This window comes from Streptococcus mitis (assembly GCF_000960005.1).
In the GTDB taxonomy this organism is placed as follows: Bacteria; Bacillota; Bacilli; order Lactobacillales; family Streptococcaceae; genus Streptococcus; species Streptococcus mitis_CK.
In genome coordinates this window covers 1,259,297-1,271,888 of the sequence record NZ_JYGP01000002.1, presented here as the reverse complement: position 1 = coordinate 1,271,888, position 12,592 = coordinate 1,259,297, and the positions used below count along the sequence as shown (strand labels likewise).

Annotated in this window: 10 protein-coding genes; 8 read left to right on the top strand and 2 right to left on the bottom strand. The window is 40.6% G+C overall.

The annotated features are described in order from the left end of the window. Window positions 1–27 precede the first annotated feature (27 nt). The 7 genes from TZ90_RS07445 to TZ90_RS07415 all read left to right on the top strand — a co-directional run bounded on the left by TZ90_RS07445 (window position 28) and on the right by TZ90_RS07415 (window position 8,039). Window positions 28–393 (top strand): Asp23/Gls24 family envelope stress response protein, encoded by a 366-nt coding sequence (locus TZ90_RS07445; RefSeq protein WP_000216437.1) that lies wholly within the window; start codon window positions 28–30, stop codon window positions 391–393. A 2-nt stretch (window positions 394–395) separates the two neighbouring features. Next, entirely contained in the window at window positions 396–2,063 is a 1,668-nt protein-coding gene (locus TZ90_RS07440) for a DAK2 domain-containing protein (protein ID WP_000036655.1), read from the top strand. Window positions 2,064–2,262: 199 nt separating this feature from the next. After that, the gene (locus tag TZ90_RS07435; RefSeq protein ID WP_045612308.1) at window positions 2,263–3,963 is read left to right on the top strand and encodes an acetolactate synthase large subunit; all 1,701 of its coding nucleotides are present in this window, start codon (window positions 2,263–2,265) and stop codon (window positions 3,961–3,963) included. Further along, window positions 3,956–4,432: an acetolactate synthase small subunit gene (ilvN, locus tag TZ90_RS07430; protein ID WP_001253803.1), complete on the top strand. Its 477-nt coding sequence runs from the start codon at window positions 3,956–3,958 to the stop codon at window positions 4,430–4,432. Before TZ90_RS07435 ends, ilvN begins: the two co-directional genes overlap by 8 nt. Before the next feature lie 170 nt (window positions 4,433–4,602). Next, window positions 4,603–5,625 carry a ketol-acid reductoisomerase gene (ilvC, locus tag TZ90_RS07425; protein WP_045612306.1) on the top strand — a complete coding sequence of 341 codons (1,023 nt, stop codon included), beginning with the start codon at window positions 4,603–4,605 and terminating at the stop codon, window positions 5,623–5,625. Between the two features lie 112 nt (window positions 5,626–5,737). Beyond that, entirely contained in the window at window positions 5,738–6,988 is a 1,251-nt protein-coding gene (gene ilvA, locus TZ90_RS07420) for a threonine ammonia-lyase IlvA (protein ID WP_045612305.1), read from the top strand. Between the two features lie 835 nt (window positions 6,989–7,823). Continuing rightward, entirely contained in the window at window positions 7,824–8,039 is a 216-nt protein-coding gene (locus tag TZ90_RS07415; protein WP_001130036.1) for a capsule biosynthesis transcriptional regulator, read from the top strand. A gap of 172 nt (window positions 8,040–8,211) precedes the next feature. Here the strand turns inward: TZ90_RS07415 and TZ90_RS07410 are convergent, their stop codons facing one another. Both TZ90_RS07410 and TZ90_RS07405 read right to left on the bottom strand, forming a co-directional pair. Continuing rightward, window positions 8,212–8,976, bottom strand: a complete 765-nt coding sequence (locus TZ90_RS07410; RefSeq protein ID WP_000189476.1) for an amino acid ABC transporter ATP-binding protein — start codon at window positions 8,974–8,976, stop codon at window positions 8,212–8,214. After that, window positions 8,976–10,541, bottom strand: coding sequence for an ABC transporter substrate-binding protein/permease (locus TZ90_RS07405; protein ID WP_045612303.1), 1,566 nt, complete (start codon window positions 10,539–10,541; stop codon window positions 8,976–8,978). Before TZ90_RS07405 ends, TZ90_RS07410 begins: the two co-directional genes overlap by 1 nt. Before the next feature lie 138 nt (window positions 10,542–10,679). Here TZ90_RS07405 and TZ90_RS07400 point away from each other — a divergent pair, with 138 nt between their 5' ends. Beyond that, window positions 10,680–12,569, top strand: a complete 1,890-nt coding sequence (locus tag TZ90_RS07400) for a DUF2207 domain-containing protein (protein ID WP_045612302.1) — start codon at window positions 10,680–10,682, stop codon at window positions 12,567–12,569. The last annotated feature ends 23 nt before the right edge of the window (window positions 12,570–12,592 follow it).

Here is a 12,592-nt window from a genome sequence, read left to right as displayed (position 1 = left end):
GAGTATCAACTAGTTGAGGTAAAAAGGATGACTGTAAAAATTAATACAAAAGATGGTCAAATCGAACTAACAGATGAAGTGATTGCAACCGTCGTAGGTGGAGCAGCAACTGAGATTTTTGGTGTGGTCGGTATGGCTAGTAAAAATGCCCTCAAAGATAATTTCCAAGCCCTTCTAGGTAAGGAAAATTATTCCAAAGGTGTCGTCGTAAAAGCGGCCGAAGATGGCAGTATTGCAGTTGATGTATATACCGTGTTGAGCTACGGAACAAAGATTAGCGAAGTGTCAAAAAACATTCAAGAGCGTGTTCGTTTTAGTTTGGAAAACCAACTTGGAATTACTGCTCAGACTGTAAATGTCTACATTCAAAATATCAAAGTTGTAGGAGAATAACCGTGTCAAAAATTACTACTAGCTTATTTCAAGAAATGGTGCAGGCTGCATCAACTCGCTTGAATAAGCAAGCTGAATATGTCAATTCATTAAACGTCTTTCCCGTTCCAGATGGAGATACTGGAACAAACATGGGAATGACCATTGAAAATGGTGCTAAAGAAGTTGCAGATAAGCCAGCTTCTACAGTTGGCGAGGTAGCGAGCATTCTTGCCAAAGGTCTTTTGATGGGTGCGCGTGGAAACTCAGGAGTTATTACGTCTCAGCTTTTCCGTGGATTTTCACAAGCCATCAAGGATAAAGACGAGTTAACAGGTCAAGACTTGGCCCTTGCCTTCCAATCAGGTGTGGAAGTTGCTTATAAGGCAGTGATGAAGCCAGTTGAAGGAACGATTTTGACAGTTTCTCGTGGGGCTGCTATCGGTGCTAAGAAAAAGGCTGAGCAGACAGATGATGCTGTTGAAGTCATGCGCGCAGCCTTGGAAGGTGCTAAAACAGCTCTAGCTAAAACGCCAGACATGCTTCCAGTATTGAAAGAAGTTGGCGTTGTGGACTCAGGTGGTCAAGGACTGGTCTTCATCTACGAAGGTTTCCTTTCAGCCCTTACTGGTGAATATATTGCATCTGAGGACTTTGTAGCGACTCCTGCCAACATGAGTGAGATGATCAATGCAGAGCATCATAAGTCTGTGGCTGGTCACGTAGCGACTGAGGACATCACCTTTGGCTACTGTACTGAAATCATGGTAGCTCTTAAGCAAGGTCCAACCTATGCCAAAGATTTTGACTACGACGAATTCCGTAACTACTTGAATGAGCTTGGGGATTCTCTCCTTGTTGTCAATGATGATGAAATCGTCAAAGTCCATGTCCATACAGAAGATCCAGGACTTGTTATGCAAGAAGGTCTCAAATATGGTAGCTTGGTCAAGGTAAAAGTTGACAATATGCGTAACCAACACGAAGCACAGGTTGAGAAAGAAGCTGCTCAAGTTAGCAAACCAGCTGAAGAAAAAGAATATGCTTTGATTGCTGTGGTGGCTGGTAAAGGTCTAGCAGATATCTTCCGTTCTCAAGGTGTGGATTATGTTATCGAAGGCGGTCAAACTATGAACCCTTCAACAGAAGACTTTATCAAGGCTGTTGAACAGGTCAACGCTCGTAACATCATCTTCCTGCCAAACAACAAAAACATCTTCATGGCAGCTCAATCGGCAGCAGAAGTTTTGGAGCAACCAGCAGTAGTGGTGGAAGCTCGTACTTTGCCACAAGGTTTGACAAGTCTTCTTGCCTTTGATCCAAGCAAGTCTATCGAAGAAAACCAAGAGCGTATGACTGCTGCTCTTAGCGATGTCGTTAGCGGAAGCGTCACAACAGCTGTTCGTGATACAACCATTGATGGCTTAGAAATCCATGAAAACGATAATCTAGGTATGGTGGATGGGAAAATCCTCGTGTCAAACCCTGATATGCACCAAACCTTGACAGAAACCTTGAAACATATGTTGGATGAAGATAGTGAAATCGTAACCTTCTATGTCGGTGAAGACGGAAGCGAAGAACTTGCCAATGAAATTGCCCAAGAAATCGCAGAAGAATTCGAAGACGTTGAAGTCGAAATCCACCAAGGCCAACAACCAGTTTACCCATACCTATTTAGTGTGGAATAAGATTAATGAAGAACTGAGAAATCAGTTCTTTTTTCTTTTTGAATAATGAAATCGGTATCTTTTTAATAAAAACAAAAATAACATTCATAAATAAACGTTAAAATAGAAAATTCAGAAAATTTCTTCTTTTGTCTTGAAAATTTTTGAAAAAATGGTATGATAGTAACAAGTTATTTTTAAGAGAAGAGAAAGGGGAACAATGGAGAAAATCAGTTTAGAATCTCCTAAGACGGGGTCGGACCTAGTTTTGGAAACACTTCGTGATTTAGGAATTGATACCATCTTTGGTTATCCAGGTGGTGCAGTCTTGCCTTTTTATGATGCGATATATAATTTTAAAGGCATTCGCCACATTCTAGGACGCCATGAGCAAGGCTGTCTGCATGAAGCTGAAGGTTATGCTAAATCAACTGGAAAGTTGGGTGTTGCTGTCGTCACTAGCGGACCGGGAGCAACAAATACCATTACAGGGATTGCAGATGCTATGAGCGACAGTGTTCCTCTTTTGGTCTTTACAGGTCAGGTGGCGCGAGCAGGGATTGGGAAGGATGCCTTTCAGGAGGCAGACATCGTGGGAATCACCATGCCAATCACTAAGTACAATTATCAAGTTCGTGAGACAGCTGATATTCCTCGTATCATTACGGAAGCTGTTCATATCGCAACTACAGGTCGACCAGGGCCGGTCGTAATTGACCTACCTAAAGACGTATCTGCTTTAGAAACCGACTTCATCTATTCACCAGAAGTGAACCTACCAAGCTATCAGCCAACTCTTGAGCCAAATGATATGCAAATCAAGAAAATCTTGAAGCAATTATCCAAGGCTAAAAAGCCAGTCTTGCTAGCTGGTGGTGGGATTAGTTATGCTGAAGCTGCTGCAGAATTAAATGAATTTGCAGAACGCTATCAAATTCCGGTGGTAACCAGTCTTTTGGGACAAGGAACGATTGCAACGAGTCACCCACTCTTCCTTGGAATGGGAGGCATGCACGGGTCATTCGCAGCTAATATTGCCATGACGGAAGCGGACTTTATGATTAGTATTGGTTGTCGTTTCGATGACCGCTTGACGGGGAATCCTAAGACCTTCGCTAAGAATGCTAAGGTTGCTCACATTGATATTGACCCAGCTGAGATCGGCAAGATTATCAGTGCGGATATTCCTGTAGTTGGAGATGCTAAGAAAGCCTTGCAAATGTTACTGGCAGAACCAACAGTTCATAACAATACTGAGAAATGGATTGAAAAAGTCACTAAAGACAAGAACCGCGTTCGTTCTTATGATAAGAAAGAGCGTGTGGTTCAGCCGCAAGCTGTTATTGAACGAATTGGTGAATTGACGAATGGAGATGCCATTGTGGTAACAGACGTTGGTCAACACCAAATGTGGACAGCTCAGTATTATCCCTACCAAAATGAACGTCAGTTAGTGACTTCAGGTGGTTTGGGAACGATGGGATTTGGAATTCCAGCAGCAATTGGAGCTAAAATTGCTAACCCAGATAAGGAAGTAGTCTTGTTTGTTGGGGATGGCGGTTTCCAAATGACTAACCAGGAATTGGCTATTTTGAACATTTACAGGGTGCCAATCAAGGTGGTTATGCTGAACAACCACTCACTTGGAATGGTCCGCCAGTGGCAGGAATCCTTCTATGAAGGTAGAACGTCAGAGTCAGTCTTTGATACCCTTCCTGATTTCCAACTGATGGCACAGGCTTATGGCATTAAAAACTATAAGTTTGACAATCCTGAGACCTTGGCCCAAGACCTTGAAGTCATCACTGAGAATGTTCCTATGCTAATCGAGGTAGATATTTCTCGTAAGGAACAGGTGTTACCGATGGTACCAGCTGGTAAGAGTAATCATGAGATGTTGGGGGTGAAGTTCCATGCGTAGAATGTTAACAGCAAAACTACAGAATCGATCAGGAGTCCTCAATCGCTTTACCGGTGTCCTGTCTCGTCGTCAGGTTAATATCGAAAGTATCTCTGTTGGAGCAACAGAAGATCCGAATGTATCGCGTATCACCATTATTATTGATGTTGCTTCACATGATGAGGTGGAGCAAATTATCAAACAGCTCAATCGTCAGATTGATGTGATTCGCATTCGTGATATTACAGACAAGCCTCATTTGGAGCGCGAGGTAATTTTGGTTAAGATGTCAGCGCCAGCTGAGAAGCGAGCTGAGATTCTAGCGATTATTCAACCTTTCCGTGCAACAGTGGTAGACGTAGCGCCAAGCTCGATTACCATTCAGATGACAGGAAATGCTGAAAAGAGCGAAGCACTATTACGAGTCATTCGACCATACGGTATTCGTAATATTGCTCGAACGGGTGCAACTGGATTTACCCGTGATTAATACTCTTCGAAAATCAAATTCAAATCACGTCAGCTTTGCCTTGCCGTACACAAGTACAGCCTGCGGCTAGCTTCCTAATTTGCTCTTTGATTTTCATTGAGTATAAAAATATTTTAAATTTGTTAAACCAGCCTAAAAGGCAATAAATAATAGAAAAGAGAGAAAAAACTATGGCAGTTCAAATGGAATACGAAAAAGATGTTAAAGTAGCAGCACTTGACGGTAAAAAAATCGCCGTTATCGGTTATGGTTCACAAGGACATGCGCATGCTCAAAACTTGCGTGATTCAGGTCGCGATGTCATCATCGGTGTACGTCCAGGTAAATCTTTTGACAAAGCAAAAGAAGACGGATTTGACACTTATACAGTAGCAGAAGCTACTAAATTGGCTAATGTTATCATGATTTTGGCACCAGACGAAATCCAACAAGAATTGTACGAAGCAGAAATCGCTCCAAACTTGGAAGCTGGAAATGCAGTTGGATTTGCTCACGGTTTCAACATCCACTTTGAATTTATCAAAGTACCTGCAGATGTAGATGTCTTCATGTGTGCTCCTAAAGGACCAGGACACTTGGTACGTCGTACTTATGAAGAAGGATTTGGTGTTCCAGCTCTTTACGCAGTATACCAAGATGCAACAGGAAATGCGAAAAACATTGCTATGGACTGGTGTAAAGGTGTTGGAGCAGCACGTGTAGGTCTTCTTGAAACAACTTACAAAGAAGAAACTGAAGAAGATTTGTTTGGTGAACAAGCTGTACTTTGCGGTGGTTTGACTGCCCTTATCGAAGCTGGTTTCGAAGTCTTGACAGAAGCAGGCTACGCCCCAGAATTGGCTTACTTTGAAGTTCTTCACGAAATGAAATTGATCGTTGACTTGATCTATGAAGGTGGATTTAAGAAAATGCGTCAATCAATTTCAAACACTGCTGAATACGGTGACTATGTATCAGGTCCACGTGTAATCACTGAGCAAGTTAAAGAAAATATGAAAGCTGTCTTGGCAGACATCCAAAATGGTAAATTTGCAAATGACTTTGTAAATGACTATAAAGCTGGACGTCCAAAATTGACTGCTTACCGAGAACAAGCAGCTAACCTTGAAATTGAAAAAGTTGGTGCAGAATTGCGTAAAGCAATGCCATTCGTTGGTAAAAACGACGATGATGCATTCAAAATCTATAACTAATTGATAGAAATTAAGGTGAAGGCGAGTTGGGGGACTAACTCGCTTTTATAATCAATTCATCTCTTTTTAAAAGATGGATTACGATAAGTTTGAAATAGTCTAGGAGAAATTGATGTTAAGTTCAAAAGATATCATCAAGGCTCATAAAGTCTTGAACGGTGTGGTTGTGAATACCCCACTGGATTACGACCATTATTTATCGGAGAAGTATGGTGCTAAGATTTATTTGAAAAAGGAAAATGCTCAACGTGTTCGTTCTTTTAAAATTCGTGGTGCCTATTATGCTATTTCTCAGCTCAGCAAGGAAGAGCGTGAGCGAGGGGTAGTCTGTGCCTCTGCGGGAAATCATGCGCAGGGAGTTGCCTATACTTGTAATGAAATGAAGATTCCTGCTACTATCTTTATGCCAATTACTACTCCGCAACAAAAGATTGGTCAAGTTCGCTTTTTTGGTGGGGACTTCGTAACCATTAAACTAGTTGGAGATACCTTTGATGCTTCTGCTAAAGCAGCTCAAGAATTTACAGTTTCTGAAAATCGTACCTTTATTGATCCCTTTGATGATGCTCATGTGCAGGCAGGTCAAGGGACAGTTGCTTATGAGATTTTAGAAGAGGCTCGAAAAGAATCGATTGATTTTGATGCTGTTTTGGTCCCTGTTGGCGGCGGTGGTCTCATTGCTGGGGTTTCTACCTATATCAAGGAAACAAGTCCAGAAATTGAAGTCATTGGGGTAGAGGCTAATGGAGCACGTTCCATGAAGGCTGCTTTTGAAGCTGGTGGACCTGTTAAACTCAAAGAAATTGACAAATTTGCGGATGGGATTGCTGTGCAAAAGGTAGGTCAATTGACCTATGATGCAACTCGCCAACATGTTCAAACTTTGGTAGGTGTCGATGAGGGATTGATTTCTGAAACCTTGATTGACCTCTACTCTAAGCAAGGGATTGTAGCTGAGCCTGCTGGAGCGGCTAGTATCGCTTCTTTAGAGGTTTTGGCTGAATATATCAAAGGGAAAACCATTTGTTGTATCATTTCTGGAGGAAATAATGATATCAACCGTATGCCAGAAATGGAAGAACGTGCCTTGATTTATGATGGGATCAAGCATTACTTTGTGGTCAATTTCCCACAGCGTCCAGGAGCTTTGCGTGAATTTGTAAATGATATCCTGGGACCCAATGATGATATCACACGTTTTGAGTATATCAAACGAGCTAGCAAAGGGACAGGCCCAGTATTAATTGGGATTGCCTTAGCAGATAAGCATGATTATGCAGGCTTGATTCGTCGAATGGAAGGTTTTGATCCAGCTTATATTAACTTAAATGGTAACGAAACGCTCTATAATATGCTTGTCTGAGGACTAATAAAAAAATATCATATTATTTGCACAATTGATGTATAGGTGCTATAATGAAGATGAAGAAAGGGGGCGATTCCTATGGACTTAGGAAATCGATTACGCTATTTCTATCATAATTCATTATAGTACCTATGTTTTTTTGGTTCAGTTTATAGTAAGGGAGTAAAATTACTTGTTATATGTAAGGAGTTTTTGGAATCTACTATTTTATATATAGCTAATCTGAAATTTTTCTAAATATAATAGGAATTAGAAGAAATAATCAATACTAATGAGATGTCTTATACTGAGGTTACTGAGAAGAGTGATAAGATACTAAGAAGATAAAAACAGTGGAAAATGTTGGAAGATAGGATACTATTGTTTCCTAGCTATTCGTATTTTAATGGGTAGGAGAAATAAAAAGTAAACTTGATAAAGTAAATAACTGGTACAGTTGACCAAATGATTGAATGCTGGTGCAGACATGAAAAAGTCTAAAAGGAGAAAAATACTCGTTAGAAATGGTTTAGAGCAGAAGATTATTTTGTCAAATTTTTTTGTTTTACAGTGGAATAAATAATATGAAATAAGATTAAAATATGTCTAGATTATCGAGAATCAGCATCTGTCAAATACGAATATTATTACATAAATAAGATTTAATAATACAGTTGTTTTAAAGAACTATAAAAATTGTTTTCGACAATGAAAAACCTATATATTATAAGCTTTAATAAGATAGCAAGTAAAAATAAGGGCGTTTATTTTATTGAATATATGTTTTTTTATTGACAAAAAGCATAAAAGCGTATACAATTAAATATCGTAAATAAGAAAATAGGAGAAAGACATGGCTAAGTCAAACTTTGAAAAAGTAGAATCAGTTGTTGGCTGGGTTCGTGATAAGAAAATCACAGGCTACCGTATCTCTAAAGAAACGAATGCGCGTGAAATGTCTATCATTGCTCTAGCGCAGGGGCGTGCAAAAGTAAAAAATATTTCGTTTGAAACGGCTCTAGGTTTAATTGATTTCTATGAAAAAAATCATGAAAAATTTGAAGATTAATCTTTGGATAATGGCGGATTCTTGAATAAGGTCTGCCTTTTCATTTATAGGATAACAAAAAGACTGCACAATTGCTGCAGCCTTTTCTTTTTATTTGATACTCTTCGAAAATCAAATTCAAACCACGTCAGCTTCACCTTGCCGTACTCAAGTACAGCCTGCGGCTAGCTTCCTAGTTTGCTCTTTGATTTTCATTGAGTATGAGATAACGTTGAAGGAATTCTTTTGTACGGTCTTCTTTAGGATTAGTGAAGAGGTCTTCTGGTTTGCCTTCTTCAGCAATCACACCCTTATCCATAAAGATAACACGGTGAGAGACGTCACGGGCGAATTCCATTTCGTGGGTTACGACAATCATAGTCAAGCCTTCCTGAGCCAGATCTTGCATGATTTTGAGGACTTCTCCAACCATTTCTGGATCGAGAGCTGATGTTGGTTCATCAAAGAGAATTGCGTCAGGATTCATTGAAAGGGCACGAGCGATGGCCACACGTTGTTTTTGCCCCCCTGAGAGTTGTTTTGGTTTCGCTTGCCAGTAGCGTTCTCCCATGCCGACCTTTTCAAGGTTTTCTTTGGCAATCTTTTCAGCTTCTGTACGTTCGCGTTTAAGGACAGTCGTCTGAGCGACAATTGTGTTTTCGAGAACGTTGAGATTTTCAAAGAGGTTAAAGGATTGGAACACCATCCCCAACTTTTCACGGTATTGCGTGAGGTCATAGCCTTTTTCGAGGACGTTTTGTCCATGATAAAGGATTTGTCCATCAGTTGGTGTTTCAAGTAAGTTAATAGAGCGTAGGAAGGTTGATTTCCCGCTTCCAGAGCTTCCGATGATAGAGATAACCTCTCCCTTGTGGACAGTGAGTGAAATGTCTTTTAGCACTTCATTTTGACCATAGGATTTTTTGAGGTGTTTAATTTCAAGGATTGCTTGTGTCATTATTTCAAATCCTCCGTTTGCATTTGGTTAGCACCTGTAGTATAGGTATCCATGTCCATGCGGCGTTCGATGAAGCGTAGGATACGTGTTACGGTGAAGGTGAGGACAAAGTAAATCACGGCGATGATTGTAAATGTCTGGAAGTATTGATAGGTTTGAGTTGCTACGGTATTTCCTGAGAAATAAAGTTCGACAACAGAGATAACGTTCAATACAGATGTATCTTTGATATTGATGACAAATTCATTACCAGTTGCTGGTAGGATGTTACGGACTACCTGAGGTAGGACAATCTTACGCATGGTTTGGTTATGAGTCATACCGAGTGCAGTTGCGGCTTCAAATTGTCCCTTGTCAACTGCTAGGATACCACCACGAACGATTTCGGTCATGTAGGCACCGGTGTTGATCGAAACGATGAAGATAGCAGCTAGTGTGCGGTCAAGGTTGATCCCGAAAGCTTGGGCAGTTCCATAGTAGATAACCATCGATTGAACGATCATAGGTGTACCACGGAAAATTTCAATGTAGACATTGAGAATCCAGCCGACTAGTTTTTGTAGGCCGTAAATGGCTTTGTTTTCAGAGAGAGGAGCAGTACGGAAAACACCGATGGCAAGACCGATAATGAGACCTATGATGGTTCCGACGATAGAGATTAAAAGAGTGATACCAGCACCACGCAAGAGTTGTTGCCAGTTTTCAGAAAGAATTTTAGCGACTTGGCTAAAGAAACTACTGCTAGTCTCTTCAGTTGTTGTAGCTTCGGCAGGTTGCTCTTTGATCATACGATCCATCAAGGCAACTTGGTCGTCTTTTGAAATGGTTTCAATGCTGGTATTGATTTGACTAATACGATTGTCATCTTTACGAAGTCCAATGGCAATAGCCGTATCTTCTTCCCCAGTTTTGAAACCTGGTTCTACTTGAACCATCTTGAACTTAGAGTTAGCAGCTTCAGCAGTCAGAGCTTCTGGTCGTTCAGAAACATAAGCATCGATAACACCAGCTTCAAGTGCTTGGCGCATTTGAGCGAAGTCTCCCATGGCAGTTTCTTTTTTAGCGCCTGGGATTTGACCAATCAAGTCATAAAGGTAGACACCTTGTTGAGAAGTGATTTTCGCACCGTTAAAGTCATCCAAAGATTTAGCACTTGCGTAGGCAGAATCTTTTTTGACAAGCAAAACTGGTTCGCTAGTGTAGTAGCTGCTTGAAAAGGCAATTTCTTGTTTGCGTTCGGCAGTTGGACTCATACCTGCGATAATCATGTCAATCTTACCAGAAGTAAGGGCAGGGACTAGACCTTCCCACTTGGTTTTAACAACTAAAGGTTCTTTACCTAAGTCCTTAGCGATTTTCTTGGCGATTTGAACATCGTATCCGTTAGCATACTGGTTAGTCCCATCGATTTTGACAGCTCCATTGCTATCATCGTCCTGAGTCCAGTTAAAGGGAGCATATGCTGCTTCCATCCCGATGCGTAAATATTCATCGGCTTGGGCAACATTGACAAGTCCCAGCATCAGCAAGAGACTTGTGAAAATAGATAAGTATATTTTTCTCATGATTTCTCCTATTTCTAATCTATTAAAAAATAACTGCCTCCTATTTTATCGAAAAAAAATCTATTTTTCAATATAGGTAAGCCCTTACTTGTGAAAAAATGATATAATGATAGCAAAGATAAAAAGGGGGCTTAGTTGATGAAAAAAACTTTTTTCTTACTGGTGTTAGGCTTGTTTTGTCTTCTGCCATTCTCTGTTTTTGCCATTGATTTCAAGATAAACTCTTATCAAGGTGATTTGTATATTCATGCAGACAATACAGCAGAATTTAGACAGAAGATAGTTTACCAGTTTGAGGAGGACTTTAAGGGTCAAATCGTGGGACTTGGACGTGCAGGCAAGATGCCTAGTGGATTTGACATTGATCCTCATCCAAAGGTTCAGGCTGCGAAAAATGGTGCTGAACTAGCAGACGTTACTAGCGAAGTGATAGAAGGAGCAGATGGTTATACTGTTAAAGTCTATAATCCAGGCCAGGAAGGCGACACAGTTGAAATTGACCTTATCTGGAACTTAAAGAATTTGCTTTTCCTTTATGATGATATCGCTGAATTAAATTGGCAACCTCTGACAGATAGTTCAGGGGCTATTGGGAAGTTTGAATTTCATGTAAGGGGAGACAAGGGGGCTGAAAAACTCTTTTTCCATACAGGGAAACTTTTTAGAGAGGGAACGGTTGAAAAGAGTAACCTTGATTATACTATCCGTTTAGACAATCTTCCGGCTAAACGTGGAGTTGAGTTACATGCCTATTGGCCTCGGACCGATTTTGCTAGCGCTAGGGATCAGGGATTGAAAGGGAATCGTTTAGAAGAGTTTAATAAGATAGAAGACTCGATTTTTAAAGAAAAAGAGCAAAGTAAACAACTCGTTAATTGGGTCTTCCCTTCGATACTTTCTATCTCCTTGTTATTGAGTATTTGCTTTTATTTTATTTATAGAAGAAAGACCACTCCTTCGGTCAAATATGCCAAAAATCATCGTATCTATGAACCACCAATGGAATTAGAGCCTATGGTTTTATCAGAGGCAGTCTACTCGACCTCCTTGGAGGAAGTGAGTCCCTTGGTCAAGGGAGCTGGAAAATTCACCTTTGACCAACTTATTCAAGCTACCTTGCTAGATGTGATAGACCGTGGGAATGTCTCTATCATTTCAGAAGGAGATGCAGTTGGTTTGAGGCTAGTAAAAGAAGATGGTTTGTCAAGTTTTGAGAAAGACTGTCTAAATCTGGCTTTTTCAGGCAAAAAAGAAGAAACTCTTTCCAATTTGTTTGCGGATTACAAGGTATCTGATAGTCTTTATCGTAGAGCCAAAGCTTCTGATGAAAAACGGATTCAAGCAAAGGGGCGTCAGCTCAAATCTTCTTTTGAAGAAGTATTGAACCAGATGCAAGAAGGAGTGAGAAAACGAATTTCCTTCTGGGGGCTCCCAGATTATTATCGTCCTTTAACTGGTGGGGAAAAGGCCTTGCAAGTGGGTATGGGGGTCTTGACTATCTTGCCCCTATTTATCGGATTTGGTTTGTTCTTGTACAGTTTGGATGTTTATGGATATCTTTACATCCCCTTGCCAATACTTGGTTTTTTAGGTTTGGTGTTGGCTGTTTTCTATTATTGGAAGCTTCGATTAGATAATCGTGATGGTGTCCTAAATGAAGCAGGAGCAGAAGTATACTATCTCTGGACCAGTTTTGAAAATATGTTGCGTGAGATTGCAAGATTGGATCAGGCTGAATTGGAAAGTATTGTGGTCTGGAATCGCCTCTTGGTCTATGCGACCTTATTTGGCTATGCGGACAAGGTCAGCCATTTGATGAAGGTTCATCAGATTAAAGTGGAAAATCCAGATATCAATCTATATGTAGCTTATGGTTGGAATAGTATGTTTTATCATTCAAGCGCGCAAATGAGCCATTATGCCAGTGTCGCAAATACAGCAAGTACCTACTCCGTATCTTCTGGAAGTGGAAGTTCTGGCGGAGGCTTCTCTGGAGGCGGAGGCGGAGGCAGTATCGGCGCCTTTTAAAGAGAGCTATCACTGGCTGAAAA

Coding starts and splice junctions, on each gene's coding strand:
- TZ90_RS07400 (WP_045612302.1), top strand. CDS start 10,680: ATGAAAAAAACTTTTTTCTTACTGGTGTTAGGCTTGTTTTGTCTTCTG.
- ilvC (WP_045612306.1), top strand. CDS start 4,603: ATGGCAGTTCAAATGGAATACGAAAAAGATGTTAAAGTAGCAGCACTT.
- TZ90_RS07415 (WP_001130036.1), top strand. CDS start 7,824: ATGGCTAAGTCAAACTTTGAAAAAGTAGAATCAGTTGTTGGCTGGGTT.
- TZ90_RS07435 (WP_045612308.1), top strand. CDS start 2,263: ATGGAGAAAATCAGTTTAGAATCTCCTAAGACGGGGTCGGACCTAGTT.
- TZ90_RS07405 (WP_045612303.1), bottom strand. CDS start 10,541: ATGAGAAAAATATACTTATCTATTTTCACAAGTCTCTTGCTGATGCTG.
- ilvA (WP_045612305.1), top strand. CDS start 5,738: ATGTTAAGTTCAAAAGATATCATCAAGGCTCATAAAGTCTTGAACGGT.
- TZ90_RS07445 (WP_000216437.1), top strand. CDS start 28: ATGACTGTAAAAATTAATACAAAAGATGGTCAAATCGAACTAACAGAT.
- TZ90_RS07410 (WP_000189476.1), bottom strand. CDS start 8,976: ATGACACAAGCAATCCTTGAAATTAAACACCTCAAAAAATCCTATGGT.
- ilvN (WP_001253803.1), top strand. CDS start 3,956: ATGCGTAGAATGTTAACAGCAAAACTACAGAATCGATCAGGAGTCCTC.